Source organism: Streptomyces sp. SCSIO 30461, assembly GCF_037023745.1.
Lineage (GTDB): Bacteria > Actinomycetota > Actinomycetes > Streptomycetales > Streptomycetaceae > Streptomyces.
In genome coordinates this window covers 1,235,230-1,260,903 of record NZ_CP146101.1, presented here as the reverse complement: position 1 = coordinate 1,260,903, position 25,674 = coordinate 1,235,230, and the positions used below count along the sequence as shown (strand labels likewise).

The window sequence follows — 25,674 nt, the reverse complement described above, 5'->3', positions numbered from 1 at the left end:
TCCGAATCGTGACAATCGCTCCTGACCTGCGGAGACGACGGTCCGACAGCTAACTCTACACAGCGCGTATACACACCATGTATACGTGCTGTGTAGAGTCAGGGGCATGTCCATCGGTCACACGCTCCTCGGGCTCCTGGAGTCCGGTCCACGCCATGGTTACGACCTCAAGCGCACCTTCGACGAGAAGTTCGGCCATGACCGGCCCCTGCACTACGGTCAGGTCTACTCGACGATGTCGCGCCTGCTGAAGAACGGCCTCGTCGAGGTCGACGGCATCGAGGCCGGCGGCGGCCCCGAGCGCAAGCGGTACGCGATCACCGAGGCGGGCATCACCGATGTCGGCCAGTGGCTCGCGACGCCCGAGAAGCCGGAGCCGTACCTCCAGTCGACGCTGTACACCAAGGTCGTCCTCGCGCTGCTCACCGGCCGCGGCGCCGCCGAACTGCTCGACACCCAGCGCTCGGAGCATCTGCGGCTGATGCGCATCCTCACCGACCGCAAACGACGGGGCGATCTCGCCGACCAGCTCATCTGCGACCACGCGCTCTTCCACCTCGAAGCCGATCTGCGCTGGCTGGAACTGACGAGTGCGCGACTCACCCAGCTCGCCAAGGAGGTCGCGGCATGATTCCCGCCGGTTCCCTGCTCACCGCCGACGGCCTGCGTAAGGCGTACGGACCCACACACGCACTCGACGGCGCCGGCTTCTCCATCCACCCGGGCGAAGTCGTCGCCATCATGGGCCCGTCCGGCTCGGGCAAGTCGACCCTGCTGCACTGCCTGGCCGGGATCGTCACACCCGACGAGGGCACCATCACCTACAACGGCCGCGAACTGTCCGCGATGAAGGACGCCGAGCGCAGCGCGCTGCGCCGCAGCGAGTTCGGCTTCGTCTTCCAGTTCGGCCAGTTGGTGCCCGAACTGACCTGCGTCGAGAACGTGGCGCTCCCACTGCGGCTGAACGGCGTCCGGCGCAAGGACGCAGAGCGCACCGCCCTGCAGTGGATGGAGCGCGTCGAGGTCGCCGATCTCGCGGCCAAGCGCCCCGGCGAGGTCTCGGGCGGCCAGGGGCAGCGCGTCGCCGTGGCCCGCTCCCTCGTCACCAGCCCCCGGGTGCTCTTCGCGGACGAGCCGACCGGGGCGCTCGACTCCCTCAACGGCGAACGGGTGATGGAGCTTCTCACCGACGCGGCCCGCTCCGCCAACGCGGCGGTCGTGCTGGTCACCCATGAGGCGCGGGTCGCCGCCTACTCCGACCGCGAGATCGTCGTACGCGACGGCAAGTCCCGGGACATGGAGCGGGCCATATGACCGGCACCGCCCGGACGTCACGGACCTGGCTCCGCGATCTGCTCATGGGCGCGCGGTTCGCCGTCAGCGGCGGCCGGGAGGGCTGGACCCGCACCCTGCTCACCGGGGTCGGCGTCGCTCTCGGTGTGGCGCTCCTTCTGGTCACGACCTCGATCCCGAACGCGATGGCCGCGCGTGACGCCCGCGCCGACGCGCGGGGCGACCAGACCGCACCCACTGCCGACGCCCCCGGACGCGACACCCTGCTCATCGCGGAGGCCGACACCCGCTTCCACAACAGCGAGATCTACGGCAGGCTCCTCAAGCCGGAAGGCCCGGACGCACCGCTGCCTCCCGGGCTCGGCGAGTTCCCCGGTCCCGGCGAGATGGCCGTCTCCCCCGCGCTCGAGACCCTGTTGAAGTCGAAGGCAGGCGCGCTCCTGCGCGAGCGCCTCGACCAGCGGGTCACCGCCGTCATCGGGAACGAGGGCCTGGTCGGCCCAGGCGAACTCGTCTACTACGCGGGTGACAACACCCTGAAGCAGGTGGACGGGAAGGTCCCCAGGGTCACCGGCTTCGACAATTCCGTGGAGCCGGAGCCTCTTGACCCGGTCCTCACCCTGCTCATCCTGCTGGTCTTCGTCGCCCTGCTGATGCCGGTCGCCGTCTTCATCGCCGCAGCCGTGCGCTTCGGCGGTGAACGCCGCGATCGGCGCCTCGCCGCGCTGCGGCTGGTCGGTGCCGATTCCCGGATGACGCACCGGATAGCGGCGGGCGAGGCGCTCGCCGGCTCCCTCATCGGGCTGGCACTGGGCGCCGGACTCTTCGCAGCGGCCCGCCGGTCGGCGGGCTCGATCGACTTGTACCGGCTGAGTGTCTTCCCTTGGGACCTCACCCCCGCACCGTGGTTGGCGGTGCTCGTCGTCCTCGCCGTGCCGGTGGCCGCCGTCGCGGTGACGCTGTTCACCCTGCGCAGTGTGGTGATCGAACCGCTGGGGGTGGTCCGTACGGCGAAACCACCACGGCGGCGGATCGCTCTCCGGCTGGCGCCGCCGGTCGTAGGCCTCGCCCTGCTGTACCCGATGGTCGGACAGGGCAACGAGAACGGCGAGTTCAACCAGTGGCAGGTCATCGGCGGAGTGGTGCTGCTTCTGTTCGGCATCACCGCGCTGCTGCCGTGGCTGGTCGAGACGGCCGTCGCGCGGCTCGCCGGCTCCGGCTCCGTCGCCTGGCAGCTTGCCGTGCGGCGCCTCCAGACGAACAGCGGGGCCGCGGCCCGGCTGGTGAACGGCATCGGCGTCTCCGTCGCCGGCGCGATCGCACTCCAGATGCTGTTCGCGGGCGTCGAGAGCCACTACACCCGGAACACCGGCGCCGACCCCAACCGCGCGGCCATCGACGTCCTGGTTCCGTCATCGACGGGGGCAGCGGCCCGCAGCGATGCCATCGCCCGGCAGATCGGCCAGACCAAGGGAGTGGCCAAGGCGACCTCGATCCTCATGACCGAGGCGGCGCTCACCCCCAAGGATCCCGAGCAGTCAGCCGCTCTGACCGTCGGCAGCTGCGCGGCACTGCGCGAGCTCGCGAAGCTCCCGTCATGCAAGGACGGTGACACCTTCGTCATCAAGGGCGGTCTCGTTCCCGACGACGAGGCACTCGCCTGGCCCGGCAGGAAGCTCTACACGGGCGGCATCTACGGCGACAACGGATCCGGCCCGATCGCCTGGACGCTGCCCGCGTCCACGAAGACGGTGATGAGCCGCAAGGATCCGAGCGGCGTCGCGCGCAGCGGCATCCTCGCCACCCTGGGAGCGGCACCACGGGGCATCGCCACGGACGAGTTCGCGACCATCTACGTGCAGCTGGACCGGTCTGTGCCGGACGCCATCGAGCACGCGCGTACCGCCATCCTCAAAGCCGATCCGATGCTGACGCCGTTCCACATCAAGTCCAGCGTGACGTCCGACCGCTTCGCCTCGATCCGTACCGGACTCTTCGTCGGCGCCGCGTGCGTCCTGCTGCTGATCGGCGCAAGTCTGCTGGTCTCCCAACTGGAGCAACTACGCGAACGCAAGAAGCTGCTGTCGGCGCTGATCGCCTTCGGCACCAAGCGCTCGACGCTGAGCCTGTCCGTGCTGTGGCAGACAGCCGTTCCGGTCATGCTCGGCCTGTTCCTGTCCACGACGGTCGGTGTGACCCTGGGGGTGGTGCTGCTGAAGATGGTCTCGACGCCGGTCGTCATGGACTGGGCGACGATCGGGACGATGACGGGGCTCGGCGCCGGGGTCGTGCTGCTGGTGACGCTGCTCAGCATGCCGCCGCTGCTGCGGATGATGCGGCCCGAGGGGCTGCGCACGGAGTAGGCCGAAAGGTGCCCGGTTCAGTCGCCATCGGACACGACACGCACCGGGAGGTCCGCCAGGGCCTCCCGGAGCGCCACCGCGAACTCCTCGAACTCGCCCTGGCGGGCCGCTCCCGAGCGCATCGCCAGGGCGATCCTGCGGGTGGGCACGGGCTCGGCGAAATACCCGGTGACCAGCCGGTCGTTGCGCCCGGTCTCCACCTGGAGCGCGGTACGCGGCAGCAGCGTCACCCCGAGCCCTCCCGCGACCAGCTGGACCAGCGTGGACAGCCCCGCCGCGGTCGTGGTGACCGGGGCGCCGTCCGCGCCGCGTCCCGCCTCACGGCAGATGTCGAGGGCCTGGTCGCGCAGGCAGTGCCCCTCGTCCAACAGCAGCAGCGGCAGCTCGCGCAGCGCCTGGCGCGGGATGTCCACCCGCCCGCCGAGCCAGTGCTCCTGCGGGGTGACCAGGACGAAATCCTCGTCGAACAACGGGATCTCGGTCACTCCCGCCGCTCCGAGAGGCACGGCGAGCAGCAGCAGGTCGAGCCGTCCGGCGCCGAGTCCGTCCAGCAGGGCGGAGGTCTGCTCCTCGTGTACCTGGAGATCGAGCGCCGGGTAGCGCTCGCGTACCAGCCGCAGGACCGCCGGCAGCAGATAGGGCGCGACCGTCGGTATCACTCCCAGCCGCAGCACTCCGGTGAACGGTGCCCGCGCCGCCTCGGCCTCCTCCATCAGCTCACCGACCGCGGCGAGCACCGCCCTGGTACGCACGGCGAGCCGTTCACCGGCCGGCGACAGCAGCACCTTGCGGGTCGTACGCTCCAGCAACCGGACCCCGAGCGTCTCCTCCAGCGCGGACACGGCGCCGGACAGAGCGGGCTGGCTCATCCCGATCGCGGCGGCGGCGTCCCGGAAGTGCAGATGCCGGGCGACGGCGGCGAAGGCCCGGAGCTGTGCCAGGCTGGGCTGCTTTCCCCGACCCGCCCCGTTCACCCCGTTCACCCCGTTCACCGCCACCGTGTCCCCACTGCCGAGAAGCCCCACGGATTCCTACGGCCATAGGGGCCATTTCCTACCGGGCCATAGGGGCCATACCGAGCGTTGCTGACAAGCACCACCGGAGAGCATCACTGATAGCCGATCCCGATCACAGCGGGCAAGTCTAACGGCAGCCGCGATCAACGCCGTCACCGACCGGCGCCCCGACCGGAAGCCGTCGACCGGCGGCAAAGGGCATTCACCTATCGGCCACAGCTATCAATGCGGTCGGCATCTTCGATTTCCCCCTATTGATCACACCGTGACAGGGTGGGGTTCCGTCCAACCCACACGGAGTCCCCACAAGGGCCTCCTATCGCAAGGAGAGCGCGTGCTCACTGTCGGTGACCAGTTCCCCACCTTCGAACTGACCGCCTGCGTCTCGCTGGAGAGCGGCAAGGAGTTCGAGCAGATCACCCACAAGTCCTACGAGGGCAAGTGGAAGGTGGTCTTCGCGTGGCCCAAGGACTTCACCTTCGTCTGCCCCACCGAGATCGCCGCCTTCGGCAAGCTGAACGACGAGTTCGCCGATCGCGACGCTCAGATCCTCGGCTTCTCCGGCGACTCCGAGTTCGTCCACCACGCCTGGCGCAAGGACCACGCCGACCTGCGTGACCTGCCCTTCCCGATGCTGGCCGACTCCAAGCACGAGCTGATGCGCGACCTCGGCATCGAGGGCGAGGACGGCTTCGCACAGCGTGCCGTGTTCATCGTCGACCCGAACAACGAGATCCAGTTCACGATGGTGACCGCCGGCTCCGTCGGGCGTAACCCCAAGGAGGTCCTGCGGGTCCTCGACGCCCTCCAGACCGACGAGCTCTGCCCGTGCAACTGGACCAAGGGCGAGGACACCCTGGACGCGGTCAAGCTGCTGGCCGGTGAGTGAGCATGGCCCTCGATGAGCTGAAGTCCGCGCTGCCGGACTACGCCAAGGACCTCAAGCTGAACCTCGGCTCGGTCATCGGCAACAGCGAACTGCCGCAGCAGCAGCTCTGGGGCACGGTGCTGGCCTGCGCGATCGCCTCTCGTTCACCGATCGTGCTGCGTGAGCTGGAGCCGGAGGCCAAGGCCAACCTGTCCGCCGACGCCTACACGGCCGCCAAGTCGGCCGCGGCGATCATGGCGATGAACAACGTCTTCTACCGGACCCGGCACCTGCTGTCGGACTCCGAGTACGGGACGATGCGCGCCGGTCTGCGGATGAACGTCATCGGCAACCCTGGCGTCGAGAAGGTCGACTTCGAGCTGTGGTCGCTGGCGGTCTCCGCGATCAACGGCTGCGGCCTGTGCCTCGACTCGCACGAGCAGGTGCTCCGCAAGGCGGGTGTCGAGCGCGACGTCATCCAGGAGGCATTCAAGATCGCCTCGGTGATCCAGGCGGTCGGCACGACGCTGGAGGCCGAAGCCGTCATGGGCGGCTGAGGCTCCACCGCACCACCACTCAGGGCGCCCTTCGCTCGGCTCGTTGGCCTGAGCCGGGCGAGGGCGCTTCGCTGCTGCCCGACTCCATCGGCGCCAAGGTCACCCTTGATGTCACCGAGTTGCTCGAAGCGGGCAGGCGCAAGCCGCGGACGGCTACTTCTGCTCCTCGGGCGGGCGGGTCTGCGGCTGAGCCGAGGGCGACACCGGCGGCAGAGACACCGGCGGCGGAGTAGGCGCCACATCGATCACCGTCGCCCCGTGCGGCCCCGGGCCCGGGTGCACCGGGTATGTCCGGCCGTACGCCCGCAGATAGCCGACCACCGTGTTGGCCACCGCCACCAGGGGCACCGCCACCACCGCTCCCCCGATGCCGGCTGTCAGACCACCGGCGGCGACAGCGAGCACGACGGCCAGCGGATGGACCCGCACCGCCCGTCCGAGGATGAACGGCTGGAGCACATGCCCTTCGATCTGCTGCACGGCCAGCACCACCAGAAGCACCATCAGCGCGGTGAACACGCCCTGGGTGACCAGCGCCACGATGACCGCGAGCGCGCCTGACACGACCGCACCCACCAGCGGGATGAACGAGAACAGGAAGATGAACACCGCGAGCGGCACGGCCAGCGGCACATCGAGGAAGTAGATGCCGAGACCGATGAAGATCGCGTCGATCAGTGCGACCACCACCGTGCCGCGCACATAGGCGGTCAGCGTCCGCCAGGCCCTCGGGCCCGCTCCGGCCACACCGGGCCGCGCCTGGGCGGGCACCAGTTTCAGGGTCCACTGCCAGATGCGCCTCCCGTCGTGGAGCAGGAAGAGCGTGGAGAACATCGCCAGCAGCATCCCGGTGAGGATCTCGACCATCACGCTCACACCCTGGAGCCCGGCGGAGGTGATCTCCTGGGTGTTGGTGCCGATCGTGTCCTGGAGGTTCTGGGCGATGTCGTTGATCTGCTGCTCGGTGACATGGAACGGGCTGTTGAGCAGCCAGTGTTTGAGCTCCTCGATTCCGTCCTTGACCCGGTCGGCGAGGTTGTCCAGGTTGTCCAGCACCTGCCACACGACGAACCAGCCGACCAGGCCCATGACGACGAAGCCGAGGATGGCGGTGACGGCGGTGGCGAGCCCACGCGGCAGGCCCAGCCCTTTGAGGCGGGCCACGGTGGGCTGCAGCAGCGCGGTGATCAGCAGGGCGGCAACAAAGGCCAGCACCACCAGTTGGACGGCGCTGATCACCCGCATCAGCACATAGACCGTGCCGGCGAGCACCAGCAGCCGCCAACCTGCTTCGGCCGCGACCCGCATACCCCAGGGGATGGCGGAGACCGGGTCGGGTCTTGCGGCGACGGCGGGGGCGTATGCGGGAGGCGCCGGCACATGGTCAGCGGGCACGACCGACCGACCGGCGGCCGAATCACCGCTGTCGCCCGGGCCGTCGTGCACGTGCTCGCCAGGACCACCGCGCATGCCGGGGCTCATACCGGTGTCGGCCGACACACCGCTGTCCGGAAGGCCGTCGTCGTCCCGGACGACCGCGGCCCGCCGCTCTTCCAGCCGCTCTCCCCACCGGTTGAGACCGGTGCCGACCCGGCGCAGCCACCCTGGCATTCTCGACATGTCGCTTCCCTCTCCCCCGGGGTCCGCCACGACCGTACACGCACGGAACCCCCCGCCGTAGCACGGCGGGGGGTTCCAGGGCGCGGAGAACTACTCCCGCAGGCCTAGTACCAGTTGTTGGCCTGCCAGAACGACCAGGCGCCGCACGGGCTGCCGTAGCGTTCGTTCATGTAGTTGAGGCCCCACTTGATCTGGGTGGCCGGGTTGGTCTGCCAGTCGGAGTCGACGGAGGCCATCTTGGAGCCCGGATTGGCCTGGACCAGACCATAGGCGTCCGAGCTGGGGTTGTCGGCGCGGTAGTTCCAGCTGGACTCGTGGTCCACGATGTTGCTGAAGCACTGGAACTGGTCGCCCGGGACCATCTGGCGTGCGATCGCCTGGACATCGGAGACGCTGTACGACCCCTGCTGCGGGAAGCTGGAGGCGTCACGGACGTCGGAACGGCTCGCACGCGCCTCGGCTGCCTTCGCCTCGGCCTCGCGCTCCGCCTTCTCGTCAGCGGCCTTCTTCTTCGCCTCGGCGTCCTTGGCGGCCTGGATACGGGCCGCTTCCTCCACCGACTTCTTGGCAGCGGCATCCGCAGCGGCGGCCTGGGCGTCGGCCTGCTGCGACAGGGACGCGACCTGCACCTGGGCCTGCTCGCCTACGGGGATGTCCGCGAGGAGCGTCGCGTCCGCGGCAGAGGCCTCAAAGTCGTTGTCCGCGGCCTGCGGGGTACCCGAGGCCACGCCAACGACGGCGCCGACAGTGGTGACCGCAGTGGCGGATGCCACCGCGAATCCCCGGACCGAAATCCGGCTCACACGGTTTCCTTCCAGCAGCGCCCGCACAGGTGACCTCGCGGACGCAATCGTGCCCCTGGCACTGGCACCCCTACTTGCTAGGCCACGGGGGGCGCGGGCCCGGTGGGCAACTCCCCTGCGAGGAGTGCCGCGTGGTGCTCGGGCGGCATACGGCGAAGTCTGTTGAGTTATGAGGTTCCACATCCCTGAGGATGCAGTTGTGCCGTATGCGGGGCCTGACGGAAGCAAGACTTTGCCGGAAGGCGAGGGCGCAAGGCAATTCCTCGTTACGTGGGATAGGTCACACCCCGTTTGCCCCTTGGGTTTTCCGGAAACGGCCGCACAGCACGACGCCGCCCGACTAAGCTCCTTCGCTTCGCCGGGCGGCGCCAACTCCTTTGACGGACGACCAGGACAGAACCGATCAGTCCCGGTCAGTCCGCATCACAAACCATCAACCCACCCCGTCCTCAAGCATTTCGGTCACCAGGGCGGCGATCTGCGAGCGCTCCGAACGCGTGAGCGTCACATGGGCGAACAGCGGATGCCCCTTCAGCTTCTCCACCACGGCGACGACCCCGTCATAGCGGCCGACGCGCAGATTGTCCCGTTGCGCCACGTCATGAGTGAGGACAACCCTGGAATTCGCCCCGATCCTGGACAGAACGGTCAGCAGGACGTTCCGCTCCAGCGACTGGGCCTCATCGACGATGACGAAGGCGTCGTGCAGCGATCGCCCACGGATATGGGTGAGCGGCAGCACCTCCAGCATCCCCCGCCCCAGCACCTCCTCGATGACCTCGCGGCCCGCCACCGCCGAAAGCGTGTCGAAGACCGCCTGCGCCCACGGGCTCATCTTCTCGGCCTCGGTGCCCGGCAGATAGCCCAGATCCTGCCCGCCGACCGCGTACAGCGGACGGAAGACCATCACCTTCTGGTGCTGTCTGCGCTCCAGCACCGCCTCCAGGCCGGCACACAGGGCGAGTGCGGACTTCCCGGTGCCGGCCCGGCCGCCCATCGAGACGATTCCGACGTCCGGGTCGAGCAGCAGATCGAGGGCGACCCGCTGCTCTGCGCTGCGCCCACGGATACCGAAGGCCTCACGGTCGCCCCGCACCAGGCGGACGTTCCCCTCGGCCGTGACCCGCCCGAGCGCCTTGCCCCGCTCGGACTGGAGCACCAATCCGGTGTGGACGGGCAGCTCGGAGGCCTCGGGGACATGGAGGGTCTCCTCTTCATAGAGGAGGTCCACCTGTTCGGCCGAAAGCGCCAGTTCGGACATTCCGGTCCAGCCGGAGTCCGTGATGGCGAGCTCGGCCCGGTACTCCTCGGCGAGCAGGCCTACGGACGAGGCCTTGATCCGCAGCGGGAGATCCTTGGAGACGACGGTGACGTCGTACCCCTCCGCCTGGAGGTTGCGCGCCACGGCGAGGATCCGGGAGTCGTTGTCACCCAGCCGGTACCCCGCGGGGAGCACACCTGGATCCGAGTGGTTGAGCTCCACTCGGAGGGTGCCCCCCAGGTCGCCCACGGGAATGGGGGCGTCCAGTCTGCCGTGCCGGATCCGGCAGTCGTCCAGCAGGCGCAGTGCCTGCCGGGCGAAGTACCCGAGCTCCGGATGATGCCTTTTGGCCTCCAGCTCGGTGACCACGACGATCGGGAGCACGACCTCGTGCTCGTCGAATCGGGCCATGGCGTGCGGGTCGGCCAGCAGGACGCTGGTGTCGAGAACGTATGTGCGCCTGTCGGGCATGCGGCGCTTAGTGCTGTTCACCACGGAAGGACGTACCCCCTCGGCTGAGATCGGGGTGCGACGACGTCGCGGGTTGGAGGTCTCCCCACCGGAAGCGGGGCGACAGGACCGGTGTCCGGCCGCGATGCACGGGCCGGGCACCGGCCCTCCGTTCCTTCCGTGCTGAACGCACGGTCGTCCTGGCGCAAAGGGCCTCCCGGGCGGGCGGCTCGGCACCACCCGCAGCAGAACGGCATCCGGCCGGTGTCCGGATGTCGACCTGGAAGGGATATTCCCTCGAACGAGCGTGGCCATGCAATGGCATATGACGACGCGTCGATGAACAGGTGATGACCGAGGACGCGGCCGTCCGAGGAACGGCCGCCGGGCGAGCCCGCACCGGGCGCCGCCCGGGAAGGCCGAGCGGCGTGAAGTCACCGCCGCACGAGTGACTGGTGCAACAGCACGCCAAACCGCGCCGAATGCGACATGGCAACCGTCAAGGGTGAGGCGGATTCATCCGTCCGGCGCGCCTCAGGCTCCTCCGGCTGGACGCGTCCGAGCGCGGCGGCTGCTGCGGCTGACCGGATACCCCCGGACGCTGCCAGGCGCGTGGACCGGCGCAACGAACGCGGAAGCCGGAGCCCGCGTAAGGGCTGTCCCGTAATCCCCAGCGGGCGCGCGACGCCAGCTACGGCACTCCCCCTGGCTTCGCCGGGAGGTGCCCCCACGCCGCGTTGTCGAATCGCCCGAATACACCCAGTATGCGAGCGACTCTCCGCCTTGCGATGCACCGCATCTGACGCCGCGCGCTGATCCACTGGGAATTACGGGACAGCCCTTAGGCCGGTCGGGTGCCGTGGCCACGACCGGGTGCCGCGCGACGGTCCGGTGCGAGGCGCCGCTCAGGTGCCGTAGCGCCGGTGGCGTGCCGCGTAGTCGCGCAGCGCGCGCAGGAAGTCGACCTTGCGGAAGGCGGGCCAGAACACTTCGCAGAAGTAGTACTCGGAGTGGGCGCTCTGCCAGAGCATGAACCCCGAGAGTCGCTGCTCACCACTGGTACGGATCACCAGATCGGGGTCGGGCTGGCCGCGGGTGTACAGATGCGAGGCGATGAGGTCCGTGTCCAGGATCTCCGCGAGCTCGTCGAACGTCGTACCCTTGGCCGCGTGCTCGGTCAGCAGCGAGCGGACCGCGTCGGCGATCTCCTGGCGCCCGCCGTAGCCGACGGCGACGTTGACGAGTATCCCCTTGTTCCCGGCGGTCGACTGCTGGGCCTCTTTGAGCACCGCCTGGGTCCGCGCGGGCAGCAGGTCCATGGTGCCGGCGTGGTGGACCCGCCAGCGGCCGTCCGCCGCGAGACCCCGCACCGCGTCCTCGATGATGCCGAGCAACGGGACCAGCTCCTCCTCGGGGCGGTCCAGGTTGTCCGTGGACAGCATCCAGAGGGTGACGACCTCGACGTCGGTCTCGGCGCACCAGCCGAGCATCTCGTGGATCTTGTCCGCACCCGCTTTGTGACCCTGCTCCGTCGTGCCGCCGGACGCCTTGGCCCAGCGGCGGTTGCCGTCCAGGATGACGCCGATGTGCTTGGGCACCTGGGCGTGGTCGAGGCGGCCCTCCACACGGCGCTCGTAGAGCCCGTACACCAGGTCGCGCAGGTTCACTCAGTCCACACCCTCTCGGTTCCGTCCGGGCCGGCACGCACCATCCTCGTGGCTCTCGGCCCGCCGCGCCGCACGCCTCTCGCGTACCGCGGCTGCCCCCGATGCGGTCAGGTTACTTGGCACCGCCCACAGGGGCCCAACCCGGTCTGTCACAAGTCCGTGATAAGCAGAGAAGCGTGAACGTTTCCCCCTACTCCCCCTACTCCCGCTCCTCCTACCGGGCCTCCGAGAGCCGTTACGACGCCATGGAGTACCGCCGCAGCGGCCGCAGCGGACTCAAGCTCCCCGCGATCTCCCTCGGCCTCTGGCACAACTTCGGCGACGACCGCGCGCTCGAACCGCAGCGCGCGATCCTGCGCCGCGCATTCGACCTGGGCGTGACGCACTTCGACCTGGCCAACAACTACGGCCCCCCGCCCGGCTCCGCCGAGCTCAACTTCGGCAAGCTCTTCGCCCAGGACTTCGCCCCATACCGGGACGAGCTGCTTGTATCGACCAAGGCCGGCTATCTGATGCACCCCGGCCCATACGGCGAGTGGGGTTCGCGCAAGTACCTGCTGTCGTCGCTCGACGCCTCGCTGAGCCGAATGGGGCTCGACTACGTCGACATCTTCTACTCGCACCGCTTCGACCCGCACACCCCGCTGGAGGAGACGATGGGCGCGCTGGCGTCCGCCGTCCAGCAGGGCAAGGCGCTGTACGTCGGCGTGTCGTCCTACAGCGCGGAGCAGACCGCGGAGGCGGCCGGGCTACTCAAGGAGATGGGCGTCCCCGCCCTGATCCACCAGCCGTCGTACTCGATGATCAACCGCTGGATCGAGGGCGACAATCTGCTGGACACCCTCGAGGGCGCCGGCATGGGCTGCATCTCCTTCGCGCCGCTCGCCCAAGGTCTGCTCACCGGCAAGTACCTGACCGGCATCCCGGAGGGCTCGCGTGCCTCGCAGGGCAAGTCGCTCGACCCCGGACTGCTCTCCGACGACGTGCTCCGCAGGCTCCACGGACTGAACGGGATCGCCCAGCGCCGCAGTCAGTCCCTGGCCCAGCTGGCGCTTTCGTGGGTACTGCGCGACCCCCGGATGACCTCCGCGCTGATCGGCGCAAGCAGTGTGCGCCAGCTCGAGGAGAACGTGGCCGCGCTGTCCGCGCCGCCGCTGTCCGATGACGAGCTGACGGAGATCGACGCCTTCGCGGTGGACACCGCGGGGACGAACATCTGGGCCGCCCGGAACTGACGAGGCCGGGGAGAAGAGAAAACGGGCCGGTCCGTGGGGGGGATACGGACCGGCCCGAGGGGGGGCTTCCACCATAACCCTTCGTGAGGTTCGGCGCGTGCCACGGCACACCACAACTACTCTCCGAAAACGGCGGACTGCGGTGCGGAGAAGGGCACGCAGGGGGAAGGCGGGGGAAAACGGCCGGTGGCGGGCTCGTGCCACAGTCGGCAACGGGGCGGGGCCGCGACAGCGGCTACTCCCGACGGGGGACCCCGCGCACCGGGCGCCCGGTTGACGCAGCGAGCGGTCACGCGCCGAGCGGTCGTACGCGGCACGGTGCACGGTGCCGTAAGCGGCCGACGCGGACGGCGGTCGTACAGGGCCGACTCGGGGAGGTCGTACACGGCCGCGGCGCAGCGAGCCGGGGAGGTCACACGCGACGGCGCAGCAGCGTGACCCCGTCCCGTTCGGCCACGACCGCGTAGCCGTACGAGCGCTTCGCAGCCTCAAGCTCCGCGAGCTGCTGCTCGATCGGGTAGGGCCAGTGACCCGTCTTGTAGGGCCAGGCCTCCGGGGCCCTGCGGTCATGGATGATCCACTCCGCCGTGGGGCGGGGCAGCCGCTTCTGCTCGTACTCGTAGAGGTGCCCCTCGACCGGCCAGGTCGGGAAGATCACCACCTGGCAGCGCGAAGTGAGCTGGGGCGCCAGACGGTTGGACGCTGCGACCGTGGCCCCGTCCGGGATGCGCCGCAGCAGCGTCTGCGCGGCCTCGATATGAGAGGTGGTGCGCCAGGTGGCCCGCTGGGCCAGCTGAGCGAGAGGGAAGGACGGCAGCATCACCAGCGTCACGGCGATGACCGTCAGCAGCGAGGCACGGAGGTGGCGTGCCGAGAGGGGTTGATTCGGCGCAGCCTCCCGGTAGCGGGCAAGGGCGTCGATCAGCGCCGCGAACACGACGGGCATCAGCACGGCGCTGTAGTGGAAGGCGGTGCCCCAGTGGAAGACGTTGTCCGAGAGCATTCGCCAGCCCAGCGTCGGCACGGCGACCAGCGAGAGCGGGGAGCGCAGGGCGAGGAGCGCGCTCGGCGCGAAGACCAGCACCAGGCTGATGGCCTTGACGTCCGGGCGCAGCACGTCCAGCGGGGCGAACGCGATCGTGGCGAGCAGGGAGCCGTGCGCCTCGGCCAGGTTGGCACCGTGCGCATAGCCACCGCCCGGGTTGAACACCGGGAGCAGCAGCTTGATCTCGACCGCACTACCGAGCAGCCCGGCGGCCGCGGTCAGGATCCCGAGCCTCCGCGGTCCCTTCCAGGCGATGTACCCGCCGACCGCGGCGAGGGTCAGCCCGAGGTCTTCCTTCACCAGCAGCAGCGGCGCGGCCCAGGCGACCGCCTGCCGCCAGCGCCGGTGCCCGAGTGCCTCCAGGGCGAAGGAGAGCAACGGTACGGCGAGCGCCACCTCGTGGAAGTCGAAGGCCGCGGCTGACGCGATGCCCCAGCTCATTCCGTACGCGAAGGCCACGACATGCGCCGCGCGCCGACCGAGGGCACGGCATGCCCAGCGGGCGAGCGGGACGACGGCGACCGCGAGCAGCGCGGACTGTGCGACAAGCAGACAGAGTGGGGACGGCCAGACCCGGTACAGCGGGGCGAGCACGGCGATCAGCGGATGGAAGTGGTCGCCGAGCAGATTGAACCCGTCGCCGCGGAGCGGGACGACAGGCGCACGGAGGTGGGCGTAGCCGCGTACGGCCTGCTCGAAGATGCCCAGGTCATAGCCGGTGGTACGCAGGAGCAGGTGACGGCGTACGGCGACGATCGAATAGAGGACGAACAGCGCCGCCGCCCATCCCCGGCAAAGGAGCGCCCCCGCCGCGCGGCCGGAGTTCCGTGACGGGCGTGCGGCGCGCGCTTCGACCGTCTGGGCATGGACAGGCAGGATCGCCATATTGGCGAAGAATGTCCGCATACGCCCGCATGCTAGAGGCTGGAGCGGCGTCGCCTACGCAGCCAGCACCGCCCCCATGAGGAGACCGACCAGCGTCCCGCCGATCATGCAAGGCCCGAACGGGATCGCCGACCTGCGGCTCGCCCGCCGCAGCAGCACCAGCCCGAAGCCGTACACCGCCCCCAGCAGGAATCCCGCGAAGGCCCCGGCGAACAGCACTTCCCAGCCGTACCAGCCGAGAGCGGTCCCGAGCGGGACCGCGAGCTTCACATCGCCGAAGCCCATGCCCTGCGGATTGACCAGGAACAGCGTGAAGTAGGCCCCGCCGAGTACGAGTCCGCCGAGCAGCGCCGTCGTCCAGGACCCGGCGGCGCCCGGGACCAGCGCCGCGCCACCGAGCAGCATCGCGGCAGCCGCCGCCAGCGGCAGGGTCAGCAGGTCCGGCAGCCGGTGCACTCGGCGGTCGACGAGCGCGAGCAGCACGGCGACGGGCGCGAGCAGCACCCATACGGCGGTCTCGGGCCGCACTCCGGCAGCGGCGGCGAGTCCGGCGCAACCGGCCGCGGTAAGGGCGGGGATGGACACGGAGCCGCGGTAAGCCGCGTCGCCGCGGCGGTCCTCGCCATGACCGGCATCGCACCGGGCCGCACCGAGCCAGCCGCCCGCCACCCCGGTGATCGGATGCCCGGACGGGCAGACGTCCCGCCATGCCTCCCCGGGCTCGACCGCCAGCCGGTACGCGGCGCGCGGCAGCAGGGCCCCAGCCCCGGCCCCCCAGAGCGTGGCGGCGGCGATCACAACGACGTACCCGATGTCCACGCCCCGAGCCTAGGACGTCCGGGTACGGTCGTCGCCCATGGGCGACGGCATCCGGCGTGACGGAAAAGGCGAGTTGACGATCCCGGGCCTGGGCGCACCCGTGGGCCTGGTGATCGCGGCCTCGTACCGCGCACGGACCCGTGGCCTGCTGGGCCGGGACGGTGTCGACGGTGCGATCCTGCTGACCCCGGCCAACAGCGTGCACACCTTCCGGATGCGGTTCACCATCGATGTGGCCTACCTGGACAGGCGGTTCCGGGTACTGGCGGTGCGGACCATGAAGCCGGGGCGGCTGGGAATGCCGAGGCCGCGTGCCCGGCACGTCCTGGAAGCGGAGGCGGGGGCGTTGGAGCGCTGGGGTGTGCGGCCGGGCGTCCGGCTCGGCATCACGGCGGGCCCGAGCCGAGAAGCGTGAAAGCCCCGCACACACCGGATGCCACCGCAAGCACCCCCAGCACGGTCGTCGACCAGCGCGGCCTGATCCTGGCCAATGCGGCGGCCGGAGGCAGCAGCATGGGGAACGCCGGCATGATCAGGCGCGGTCGGGAGCCGAAGTACGCAGCACCGATCAGCGAGATCACCACGATCCCGATCGCGTAGACCAGCACGGGCAGCGGCTGCCGCTGTCTGACGCAGAGCCACACCAACCAACCGAGCAGCCCGAGCGCGGCGATGAGACCGACCCCCGCGAGCGGCGCCGCCCCCGTGAGCTGCTTCCCCACGAACCGGGCGAGCGCGGCCCCGCCGTCGATATTGTTGCCCCAGGCCGCCTGGACCTCGAAGTACGCGGTCGGGCTGCCCTCGCGTACGGCCACGAACACCACATACCCGAGCCACCCCAGCGACGCCAGAACCACTCCCGCCGCCATCCGCCAGGTCAGCGACCCGAAGCCGCCACGTACCAGGCATACGAGCGCGGTGATCCCGATTGCCATGACAAGCGCGGCAGCCGACGGGCGCGTCAGCCCGGCGAACGCGCACAGCGCGCCTGCGGTGATCCAGCGGCCGTTCAGCAGCGCGTACAACGACCAGGCGGCGAACGCTGTGAACACGGTCTCCGTGTACGCCATCGACTGCACGAACGCGGTCGGGTACACCCCCCACAGCACGGCCAGCAGCACCCCCGCCCGGTGCCCCGCGACCTGCGCCCCGACGGCGTAGATCCCCCACGCGGCACCGAACGCGGCGACCCACGCGATCACCAGCCCGGCGGTCGCGGCGTCGAGGAACGGCAGCGCCTCGGAGACACCCCGCTCCAGTGCGGGCAGGAGCGGAAAGAACGCGAGATCGGAATGCACGCTGTGGTCGGGCAGCGTCACCTCGTACCCGTAGCCGTTCTCGGCGATCCGGACATACCAGACTGCGTCCCACCGCCCCTTGAGCCGGTGCAGCCCGTCCTTGCCGGTGGCAGCCGCGGCGATGGCGAGGACCACCATGCCGATCAGCCGGACGGCCGCGTACCCGAGCAGGGCGGGGGCGGCGGGGGCACTGCGCAGGCGGGCGAGCAGGAAACGGGGGTGCTGGGACATGCGGTCGATTATGTACACGAGCCTTCTCGCGCCCTGCCGACCTCCACCGTCTCGGCCTCCCGGGCGCCGCTACCGTTCTACGAGCCTCCCTGACCGCGCGGGAAGGAGACCTCGACCCTTCGGTTCTTCTTGCGGCCTTCCTCGGTGCCGTTGTCCGCGATCGGGTACTGCTCGCCGTACCCGCGGATCTCGAAGGTGACGGCACCGCCCCCGAGCTCCCTGCTCAGCACCCCGTGCACCGCGTTGGCCCGCTGCTTGGAAAGCACGTCCCCGTGCGCGGATGTGCCGAGGTTGTCCGTGAAGCCGAACACACGGACCTTGGCCGCGTTCTGCTTCTTGATCTCGGCGGCGATCGCCACGATACGGGCGTTGGCTGCGGATCCGAGGGCGGCGCTGTCCTTGGCGAAGAGGACCTCGGCCTGTAGGGCGAACTTGACGGTGGCGTTGGTGTCCTCGCGGCGTTCTTCGCCGCCTTGTTCTTCTACGACCTGGACGATGTCAAGGACTCTTGGTTCGCCTAGAGTTGCCCCTTCAGCCATTTTGAGGTCAGGATCTTGCCCGTCGATCCCCACAGGCGGTTCCGCCGAGGCTTCGGTGCCGGGCGGCACACTAGGCTCGTCATCGGCAGTTGCGGGGACGCTACCGAAAGGAAGCGCCGCCACAAGCAGCGCACCGACCACAATTGATGTTCTAACAGGTCGCGTTGACAGGCGAATGCCATCCACAGCTACCCTCACCCGGAAATCTTCAGCGTTGCCACGCCAAACGAAGGTAGCGTGAAGTCAAGCTCAGTGGTTGTCGCAGGGGGCGCAGGGAACTGCATGAATACCGGAGTCGAATCTCCGGCGGCAACAGGGGTGATTGCCGTTGTGCACAGGCAGCGACTATCGGTGTCCCGGAGCACGTAGTAGCGCTTCTTGCCAACCTTGTCCACAAGCATTGCACCTGCGACCGAGTTGGGGTTCTGAGCCACAATCGCACTCTCAGAACCCTCCATCCCTGACATACTGCGCACCTGATCACTCGTGTTCTTGATCTCGCCACTTACCGTGACAAACCCGCCGTAGTCACGTTTGACCTCATTGACGATCATCACGAGGCCCACTTGCCCGGTAATCTCAGCTAGCCGCACAGAGGGAACACCCTTGTCTCCAGCAGCATTACCCGCCTGCGGCGATCGCTCAGCAACGGGCCGGGATGCAGCAGCCGGGTTCTTCGCTGAGGTGCCACCATCGCCACCACATGCAGCAAGCGCGAGAGCCATAGCCACTATTACCAAGGCACTTCTTGCTGCCCGCCGCGCCCTCGCGGTATGCCGCATGTTCATGACCCTTTTCCTTTACTCGCTACTTGTTAATCGTCAATCAAATGCACAACGAAGAGCTCCTTGCTCAACTTCTCCCAGGAGTCCGGTCGCAAAGGGTCAACCGTGAAGACGTCAAGACCATCACATGAGAACTCGATCAGGCCATCCCTTCCATCTTTCTCATCCATAACACCCACAGAGCTGTGAACAACTTCCCACGAGCACCGGAATTCAACTGCGGCACTGGCTTTGGCCGTAGCATGGCGACTCTCGCTTCCAGGAATTACCGAGGAACCCACCGTGTAACGAGTCATAACCTGCACAGTAACGTCGTCTCGAAAGTTCCCATCGCTCCAGTCACAGAGGTCACCCGAGCCGTTCGGAACCAAATCAGCACGGTTGGCGCCAGCCAGGTACTGCGCCTCAGCACATGCGGCTTGGTCGACAGTTTCCTCTTTGAAGAATTGTTCCAAACCGTTCGGCACCAAGAGAGCCGCGAGGAACTTCGATCCCATAGCATTCCTGACAGCCTGAGCAGCCGCGAGAGCAGCGGCGTCTGCCGCCCCCTGCGCCCCATTGCGCACTGCCGACGCTTTACCGACCGCGAAGAATGCAAACGCAAGAAAGAGCAGGCCCGCCACCATCATGATGTAGATGGGGAAGGCCTGCCCACGGTCTCGCGCGTTCTCGATCACTTCCCCGCAGTAATGCTGTTCACCAGACCGGTGATTCGCGTGGTGATCGCCGCGCCAATCCCCGTCGCCACCATCCCACCAATGATCGCCACGACGACCAAGATGATCCCCAAGTACTCGAACGCCGTCTGTCCGCGATCCCCGCTCCCGTAACGCCTCTGGATCCTCACAACGGCGGTGTTCGCCCAGCCACTGACGCGGACCTGCACACGAACAGCGGTCTTCAGCATGGTGTTCGACATCGTGATCCCCTTCGGGTCCGGCCGACGAGATGTCTGCCGACGCGTAAGTCTCTTGGGGAACGTACGCCTGAACCGAGTCCTCCGAACAGGGCCCTGGGACCCATTCCCGGGCCCAAGCCGCGATGCGTCTTCGGGGTGTTCGTCGGGTCATGGCCGTCCGCCTTCCGCCGGAAGGCGTCCTCGGCCGCCACCGCGGCCGGCGGCCGGTGCGGTGCCGAGCCAGTGGGCGATGGCCTTGCTCCGGGTGGTGGTGTTGAGCTTGGCGAAGATGCGGTTGATGTGGTTCTTGACGGTCTTCTCGCTGATGAAGCACGCAGCCGCGATCTGCTGGTTGCTCATCCCGGACGCAATCAGGTCCATGACCTCCACCTCCCGCGAACTCAGCCCGAACCCGGTCCTGTTCGCACAAGGACCCAGTCCTTCTGCCTCATAAGAATGTGCCACAAAAGGTTGCAGTTGCGAAAGACCCTGGCGTGGCTGCGCGGGTTGCCGCACGTGCTGGAGCAGGGCGTTGGCCGCGGTCGTGGTGAAGTGGGCCTGGCCGTTCTTGATGTCGCGCACTGCCTGGACCAGTTGCTCGGGGGTGAACTCGCCATGGACGAGGTAGCCGTCGGCGCCGCGTCTCAGGGCCTCGTGGACGATCTCGGTCTCCCGGCTGTACGTCAGCATCATCACCGGGGCGAGCTCGACCAGATGCGGCAGGGCGGAGATGCCGTCCACGCCCGGCATGCGCACGTCCAGCAGTACGACGTCCGGGCGGTGCCGGAGGGTGGCTTCGCAGGCTTCGCGGCCGTTCGCCGCCTCGGCGACGACGGAGACGTCGTTCCGGTCGGAGAGCAGGGCGCCGATGCCCGCCCTCATGACCGGATTGTCGTCGGCGACCACGACGCGAAGAGGGGTTTGTGCAGGGTGTGCTGAGAAGTCGTCCGGCATCCGGCGGCCTCCTTCCGGGGGGTGCTGCCGGGGGCGATGGCCGACAGGGGCAGTTCCAGGCGGACTTCGGTACCGCTCGCGGCCTGGCCACGGCCGATGCGGAGTCGGGCGCCGATGGACGCGGCGCGTTCCACCATGCCGACAAGTCCGTAGTGGCCGTCGCGTTTGAGTTGGTCGAGTGTGGTGCCCGGGGGCAGCCCCGGGCCGTCGTCGTACACGCTGACCCGCAGGACCTCGCCGTCCACGCACGTCGACACCTCGATACGGGTGGGCTCCGCGTGACGGTGGGCGTTCTCCAGTGCCTCCGAGACCACCGTCAGGAGTTGCCGGGCGACGGCTCGCGGGACCAGGGGCGTCGGCACGGTGCCGAGTCGGTGGAGGGTGATGCGGGCGCCGCCGCGGTGGGCGAAGTGGGTGGCGCATGCGGACAGTTCCGCGCCGATGTCCACCCCGCCCAGCTCCTGGTCCTGGGTCCTGGGCTCGCGGCGCAGGTCGGACAGCAGCTCGCGGGACTCGGCCGCGGCGCGGCGTGCGGCGTGTGCGACCAGTTCGGCCTGGTGTCTGATGGTGCGGGGGTCCGTGCGGTCCGCCGACCTCGCCAGCGCGTCGGCCGCGAGTGCCAGACCGTGCAGTGTCTTGGTGAACGAGTCGTGCATCTCCCGCGCCAGTCGTAGACGCTCCTCCTCCACCGCCTCGTTGGCCGCGAGGCGGGCACGCGTCTCGGTCAGTGCCTGGCTTGCCCCGCCGATCCGCAGCAGCAGGTTCCGCAGGGTGACTCCGACCGCTCCGGCGATCACACAGAACCCGGGGAGGAGCAGAGTGGCGGCGCCGTCGGCTTCCAGCTGCCTGTTGCCTCCGTAGACCAGGAAGATGATCACCGTCTGGAGCGAGGCGAAGACCGCGGCGCCCCGCCATCCGTACACCAGCCCGGCGAGCAGCGGGGTGCACACCGTGACATAGGCGAGTGTGGACTCTGGCGTGCCCGTGATCAGCAGCAACGCCCCGAACACCGCGTCGACGGCGAGCAGCCAGGGGTGGCGCAGGAAGTACGGGCCGAAGCGCTCCCAGTCCCGGAAGAGGACGTACGAGCCCATGAACGTGACCACGATGGCCGCGCCGACCAGCCACTGGGGGAACCCGGGAGCCGCGCCCTCGACGGCGAACGGGGTGGCGATGGCGATCATCGCGAGCCGGAAGCCGAAGACCTGTCGGCAGAGTGCCTGTAGGGCGTTGACCTGGATGCCGGGCGGGGGCAGCCATTCGGGCTCCGCAGCCGCCGATTCCGGGGCCGGTAGCGGCCGGTCCCGTTCCGTCGGCGGCAACGCCGAAACCACGGGCGGATGCGCTGCGGACCGGCGCTTGGGGTGCTGTGCCATAGGTTCCCGATCACTCGCCCGTCAGGAAGCTGAAGTCGACGTCTGCGCCGTACACGAATCCGACCGTCAGCAGGACCAATGTGCCGGGCAGCAGGAACGACGTCACCGCGAAGGTGGCCTTCGGCACCGCCTTCGCCGCCTTCCGGCGGGCGTTCTGGGCGTCGGCACGCCGCATGTCGTTGGCGATCTGGATGAGGGTGTCCACGATCGGTGCACCCAGCTCCTCGCCCTGCTGGAGTGCGGTCACGAACATCCCCACCTGTTCCGAGTCGTTGCGCTTGCGCAGTTCGTCGAACGCCTGCCGCCTGCTGACACCCATGTCCATCTGGCGCAGGGTGATGGACAGTTCGTCCGCCCACGGCCCCTCGTACTTCTCGGCCACCCGCTCCAGCGCCTGCCGGAAGCCGAGGCCGGCGGAGACGACGACGGCCAGCACATCGAGGAAGTCCGGCAGCGTCCGCTCGATGTGCTCCTTGCGGACACGGACCGCGGACCAGATGCCGACCTCGATCCAGAACAGTCCGAAGGCGATCAGCAGCAGCGTGAGCAGGATCTCGCCGCGGATGATCGTCGTGAAGGCTCCGAAGAAGCCGAGCACCCCGTAGACGGCCCGCCGCGCCGCGTACCGGTCTATGGTGAGGCCGCCTGGGTTGCCGGCGAGGTCGATCTGCCGACGTTTCCGGTCGACCGCCCTGGGGCCCATCATCCTCAGCACCAGCGGTGCCCAGCGCATCCCCAGGCGGTCGATTCCGGAACCCACGGCGCTCGTACGGCTTGCGCCGATCTCCAGGGCCACCACGAGGTCTCCGGGAAGCTTGGCGTCGGCGCGGTACATCCGGATGCCGTGAATGGTCCCGTAGACGCCGATGGCGAGGACGGTGGCGAGCACCAGCCCGATGTACGGCATCCCCATGTCCGGTACCTCCTCCCTCACTCGGACTTCACACGTCGATACGGGACAGGCGGCGGATCACGATGAACCCGATCGCGTAGAGCGCCAGCGCGACCACCACGGCACCCTGGCCGATGGCCGCCCCCGTCATCCGGTCCAGCGCCCCCGGCATCACCAGGTTCATCAGAAGCAGTGCCCCCAGACCGAACACCGGAACCGCGTAGGCGGTCACGGTCACCTGGGAAAGCTGCGTCCGGATCTCGCGCCGTGTCTCCTTGCGCTCTTCCAGTGTCTCGGTGAGGTTGCGCAGCGAGCTGACGACCGTGCCACCGGCGCGGTTGGAGAGGACGAGGGTGGTCACCAGGACCACCAGTTCGCGTGAGGGCAGTCGATCGGTCAGCTCGCTGAGTGCGTCGTCCAGGGATTCTCCCACCGCGAGCCGCTGGGCGACGCGGCCCAGCTCCTTGCCCGCCGGGTCCTGGAGCTCCTCGGCTGCCATGGAGATCGCGGTACGCAGCGCGAGGCCGGCCTCGGTGGCGTTGGCCAGGACGCGGGTGAGCTCGGGAAGCTGGTTGATGAAGCGTTCGGTGCGCTTGGCGCGCTGCCAGTTGAGAAAGGTGTTGGTCCCCCAGAGCCCGATCAGCATGGCCACCGGGCCGAAGAACGCGGCCAGTAGGGACGCGGCGACCAGCCACAGGCCGGCCAGTGCGGCGACGGCGTAGACGAAGAACTCGCCTGGTGTGAGATCGAGTCCGGTGGCGGCGAGCTTGAATTCGAGTCTCCTGCCGAGGGCCGTTCCCCGGAGCCTGCGGTCCACGCCCCGGAATCGGCGCTGTCTGCCCGGCACCGCCGGCTCGATCTGCCCGGCGTAGGAGAGGCGGTCCACGAGTGCCGCGCGTTCCGCCCTGCCCTTGGCGTACGTCTGGACGCCCATGACGGCGAGCACGCAGCACAGCAGGGTGCCGCCGATCGTGAGCAGTACGAGGTTGTCCATCGTCGGGTACCTACAGGGCCTCTCGGCTGGCGAGTTGGTTGGGGAACGCGGCGACACCGAAAGCCTGCGGGATGGGCTGGTTGGACATGTAGAGGCGCTCGGCCAGGCGCCGTGGCAGCGGGTGGTGGCAGAACCGGCCGTGGATCCGGCCGTCGGCCCCCATGGGTTGGGCTTCGAACCGGGCGACGGTGACGATGCGGTAGACACCGCGTCCGTAGGCGTCCCGCCCGAGCGGAGCGGTGGGGTCACGGCCGAAGGGGTCCGCGTCCCGTCCGTGGGAGTCGAGGTACGCGATCTCGGTGACCCTGCGGGTGCCGTCCGCGTACCTGGTCAGCTGTACGAGCACGTCGACCGCGCTGGTGATCTGGTCGTGCAGCGCCTCGAAGGGGACCTTGACCTCGGACATCGAGGCCAGGGTCTTCAGCCGCATCAGCGCGTCCTCGGCGCTGTTGGCGTGGACGGTCGCCAGCGAGCCGTTGTGGCCGGTCGACATGGCCTGGAGCATGTCGAGCGACTCGCCGCCGCGTACCTCGCCGACCACGATACGGTCCGGGCGCATCCGGAGCGAGTTGCGTACCAGGTCGCGGATGGTGACGTGGCCCTTGCCCTCGACGTTCGCCGGGCGGGACTCCAGCCGGATCACATGGGACTGCTGGAGCTGCAGTTCGGCCGAGTCCTCGATGGTGATGATGCGCTCGTGGTCGGGGATCAGCCCGGAGAGCGCGTTGAGCAGGGTGGTCTTTCCGGTGCCGGTGGCCCCGGAGACGATGATGTTGAACTTCGCCTGGACCAGTCCGGACAGCAGATACAGCAGGTGCTCGTCGATCGAGCCGAGGCCGATCAGCTCCTGGAGGGTGAAGCTCTGCGGGAAGCGCCGGATGGTGAGGGTGGCTCCGGTCAGGGACAGCGGCGGAATGATCACATTGACGCGCTCCCCGGTGGGCAGTCGGGCGTCCACCATCGGGTTGGCCTCGTCCACACGGCGGTTCACGGTGGAGACGATGCGCTCGATCGTCTGCATCAGCTGCTCGTGGGAGGCGAAGCGCAGCGGAAGCTGCTCGACCCTGCCGCCGCGCTCCACGAAGATCTGGTCAGGGCCGTTCACCATGATCTCGGTGACGGACGCGTCCTCCAGGAGTGGCTCCAGGATGCCGAGTCCGAGTGCCTCGTCCACCACCCGGCGGATCAGCTGCGCGCGTTCGGACGTGGATAGGACCGGGCCTTCACGGCTGATGATGTGGCCCAGCACGCGTTCGAGCCTGGCCCGGCGGTCGGCGGCGGGCAGCGACGACATCTCCGCCAGGTCGATCTCTTCGAGCAGCTTGGTGCGGTACGTGGCGACCAGACGGCCGTCCTCGCGCCCCCCGCCGTTCTCCTCGGGGGCGGTGATGCGTGCCCGCAGGCTCATACGCGTGACTCCTCTTCAGTCCCGGGGCATGGTGGAGCTGCGCTCGGCCGTGCCCCAGTCCACGCCCGGCAGGAGCGACGGGACCTTGATCCGCACGGTGTACGTGACCTGGTCGTCGCCGTAGCTCGACCGCGGGGTCATGTTCCTGGCGACCCAGCCGCTGACGGCGCTTCTGGCGGCCTGGTCCGGGCTGATCTTCGGGTCGTCCACGCTCGCGGCGCGGGCGGCGGCCCGGGCCGCCGTGCCGGCCTGGTTCGCGGTGTAGGCGGCGATACCGAGCTGGATGGCGAGCAGGCCGACGAGCAGCAACAGGGGGAGGAAGCCCAGGTACTCGATGGCGACCTGGCCGCGTTCCCGCTCCGTTCGCTTCCTGATCGCGGACCCGGCTTCGGTCGGGTACCGGCTCATGTCGGGCAT

At 68.9% G+C, this 25,674-nt stretch carries 25 protein-coding genes; 7 read left to right on the top strand and 18 right to left on the bottom strand.

All coding sequences use genetic code 11. The annotated features are described in order from the left end of the window. Positions 1–106 precede the first annotated feature (106 nt). The 3 genes from V1460_RS05780 to V1460_RS05770 are packed head-to-tail and all read left to right on the top strand — an operon-like array spanning position 107 to position 3,656. Positions 107–631 carry a PadR family transcriptional regulator gene (locus V1460_RS05780; protein WP_338672541.1) on the top strand — a complete coding sequence of 175 codons (525 nt, stop codon included), beginning with the start codon at positions 107–109 and terminating at the stop codon, positions 629–631. Then, a complete protein-coding gene (locus V1460_RS05775) occupies positions 628–1,314 on the top strand; it encodes an ABC transporter ATP-binding protein (RefSeq protein ID WP_338672540.1) in 687 nt (228 codons plus the stop codon). Before V1460_RS05780 ends, V1460_RS05775 begins: the two co-directional genes overlap by 4 nt. Beyond that, positions 1,311–3,656, top strand: coding sequence for an FtsX-like permease family protein (locus V1460_RS05770; RefSeq protein WP_338672539.1), 2,346 nt, complete (start codon positions 1,311–1,313; stop codon positions 3,654–3,656). Before V1460_RS05775 ends, V1460_RS05770 begins: the two co-directional genes overlap by 4 nt. A 17-nt stretch (positions 3,657–3,673) precedes the next feature. Here V1460_RS05770 and V1460_RS05765 read toward each other — a convergent pair whose 3' ends face one another. After that, positions 3,674–4,639, bottom strand: coding sequence for a hydrogen peroxide-inducible genes activator (locus tag V1460_RS05765; protein WP_338677915.1), 966 nt, complete (start codon positions 4,637–4,639; stop codon positions 3,674–3,676). A 367-nt stretch (positions 4,640–5,006) separates the two neighbouring features. Here V1460_RS05765 and V1460_RS05760 point away from each other — a divergent pair, with 367 nt between their 5' ends. Together V1460_RS05760 and V1460_RS05755 are read left to right on the top strand one after the other, a co-directional pair. Next, positions 5,007–5,561 (top strand): peroxiredoxin, encoded by a 555-nt coding sequence (locus V1460_RS05760; protein ID WP_338672538.1) that lies wholly within the window; start codon positions 5,007–5,009, stop codon positions 5,559–5,561. A gap of 2 nt (positions 5,562–5,563) precedes the next feature. Next, positions 5,564–6,097 carry an alkyl hydroperoxide reductase gene (locus V1460_RS05755; RefSeq protein ID WP_338672537.1) on the top strand — a complete coding sequence of 178 codons (534 nt, stop codon included), beginning with the start codon at positions 5,564–5,566 and terminating at the stop codon, positions 6,095–6,097. 153 nt (positions 6,098–6,250) lie between these two features. Here the strand turns inward: V1460_RS05755 and V1460_RS05745 are convergent, their stop codons facing one another. The 4 genes from V1460_RS05745 to V1460_RS05730 form a co-directional block, all read right to left on the bottom strand. Further along, positions 6,251–7,717, bottom strand: coding sequence for an AI-2E family transporter (locus tag V1460_RS05745; protein WP_338672535.1), 1,467 nt, complete (start codon positions 7,715–7,717; stop codon positions 6,251–6,253). A gap of 104 nt (positions 7,718–7,821) precedes the next feature. Then, entirely contained in the window at positions 7,822–8,520 is a 699-nt protein-coding gene (locus tag V1460_RS05740) for a transglycosylase SLT domain-containing protein (RefSeq protein ID WP_338672534.1), read from the bottom strand. A gap of 433 nt (positions 8,521–8,953) precedes the next feature. Then, a complete protein-coding gene (locus V1460_RS05735; RefSeq protein WP_338672533.1) occupies positions 8,954–10,276 on the bottom strand; it encodes a PhoH family protein in 1,323 nt (440 codons plus the stop codon). Positions 10,277–11,136: 860 nt separating this feature from the next. Further along, positions 11,137–11,898, bottom strand: coding sequence for an isoprenyl transferase (locus tag V1460_RS05730; RefSeq protein ID WP_338672532.1), 762 nt, complete (start codon positions 11,896–11,898; stop codon positions 11,137–11,139). Positions 11,899–12,074: 176 nt separating this feature from the next. Between V1460_RS05730 and mgrA the strand changes: the two genes are divergently transcribed. After that, positions 12,075–13,133, top strand: coding sequence for an L-glyceraldehyde 3-phosphate reductase (gene mgrA, locus V1460_RS05725; RefSeq protein WP_338672531.1), 1,059 nt, complete (start codon positions 12,075–12,077; stop codon positions 13,131–13,133). A gap of 412 nt (positions 13,134–13,545) precedes the next feature. Here the strand turns inward: mgrA and V1460_RS05720 are convergent, their stop codons facing one another. Together V1460_RS05720 and V1460_RS05715 are read right to left on the bottom strand one after the other, a co-directional pair. After that, positions 13,546–15,084 carry a DUF2079 domain-containing protein gene (locus tag V1460_RS05720; protein ID WP_338672530.1) on the bottom strand — a complete coding sequence of 513 codons (1,539 nt, stop codon included), beginning with the start codon at positions 15,082–15,084 and terminating at the stop codon, positions 13,546–13,548. A gap of 33 nt (positions 15,085–15,117) precedes the next feature. Further along, complete coding sequence (locus V1460_RS05715; RefSeq protein WP_338672529.1) at positions 15,118–15,882, bottom strand: A24 family peptidase; 765 nt, start codon at positions 15,880–15,882, stop codon at positions 15,118–15,120. A gap of 37 nt (positions 15,883–15,919) precedes the next feature. Between V1460_RS05715 and V1460_RS05710 the strand changes: the two genes are divergently transcribed. Then, positions 15,920–16,297 (top strand): DUF192 domain-containing protein, encoded by a 378-nt coding sequence (locus V1460_RS05710; protein ID WP_338672528.1) that lies wholly within the window; start codon positions 15,920–15,922, stop codon positions 16,295–16,297. Here V1460_RS05710 and V1460_RS05705 read toward each other — a convergent pair. The 11 genes from V1460_RS05705 to V1460_RS05655 all read right to left on the bottom strand — a co-directional run bounded on the left by V1460_RS05705 (position 16,269) and on the right by V1460_RS05655 (position 25,674). Further along, complete coding sequence (locus tag V1460_RS05705; protein ID WP_338672527.1) at positions 16,269–17,411, bottom strand: mannosyltransferase family protein; 1,143 nt, start codon at positions 17,409–17,411, stop codon at positions 16,269–16,271. The genes V1460_RS05710 and V1460_RS05705 overlap by 29 nt on opposite strands. 77 nt (positions 17,412–17,488) lie before the next feature. Then, positions 17,489–18,094: an OmpA family protein gene (locus V1460_RS05700; protein ID WP_338677914.1), complete on the bottom strand. Its 606-nt coding sequence runs from the start codon at positions 18,092–18,094 to the stop codon at positions 17,489–17,491. Positions 18,095–18,144: 50 nt separating this feature from the next. Beyond that, positions 18,145–18,675 (bottom strand): hypothetical protein, encoded by a 531-nt coding sequence (locus V1460_RS05695; protein ID WP_338672525.1) that lies wholly within the window; start codon positions 18,673–18,675, stop codon positions 18,145–18,147. Positions 18,676–18,764: 89 nt separating this feature from the next. After that, positions 18,765–19,412 carry a pilus assembly protein TadG-related protein gene (locus tag V1460_RS05690; RefSeq protein ID WP_338672523.1) on the bottom strand — a complete coding sequence of 216 codons (648 nt, stop codon included), beginning with the start codon at positions 19,410–19,412 and terminating at the stop codon, positions 18,765–18,767. Continuing rightward, positions 19,409–19,654: a hypothetical protein gene (locus V1460_RS05685; protein WP_338672521.1), complete on the bottom strand. Its 246-nt coding sequence runs from the start codon at positions 19,652–19,654 to the stop codon at positions 19,409–19,411. The genes V1460_RS05690 and V1460_RS05685 overlap by 4 nt, the downstream gene beginning before the upstream one ends. Before the next feature lie 147 nt (positions 19,655–19,801). Continuing rightward, positions 19,802–20,587 carry a response regulator transcription factor gene (locus V1460_RS05680; protein ID WP_338672520.1) on the bottom strand — a complete coding sequence of 262 codons (786 nt, stop codon included), beginning with the start codon at positions 20,585–20,587 and terminating at the stop codon, positions 19,802–19,804. Further along, positions 20,512–21,963, bottom strand: coding sequence for a histidine kinase (locus V1460_RS05675; protein ID WP_338672518.1), 1,452 nt, complete (start codon positions 21,961–21,963; stop codon positions 20,512–20,514). The genes V1460_RS05680 and V1460_RS05675 overlap by 76 nt, the downstream gene beginning before the upstream one ends. 10 nt (positions 21,964–21,973) lie before the next feature. Beyond that, positions 21,974–22,861 carry a DUF5936 domain-containing protein gene (locus V1460_RS05670; RefSeq protein WP_338677913.1) on the bottom strand — a complete coding sequence of 296 codons (888 nt, stop codon included), beginning with the start codon at positions 22,859–22,861 and terminating at the stop codon, positions 21,974–21,976. Between the two features lie 43 nt (positions 22,862–22,904). Beyond that, on the bottom strand, positions 22,905–23,849 hold the full coding sequence (locus V1460_RS05665; RefSeq protein ID WP_338672516.1) for a type II secretion system F family protein: 945 nt from the start codon (positions 23,847–23,849) through the stop codon (positions 22,905–22,907). Positions 23,850–23,859: 10 nt separating this feature from the next. After that, complete coding sequence (locus tag V1460_RS05660) at positions 23,860–25,257, bottom strand: CpaF family protein (protein ID WP_338672515.1); 1,398 nt, start codon at positions 25,255–25,257, stop codon at positions 23,860–23,862. Positions 25,258–25,272: 15 nt separating this feature from the next. Beyond that, on the bottom strand, positions 25,273–25,674 hold the full coding sequence (locus V1460_RS05655; protein ID WP_338672514.1) for a TadE/TadG family type IV pilus assembly protein: 402 nt from the start codon (positions 25,672–25,674) through the stop codon (positions 25,273–25,275).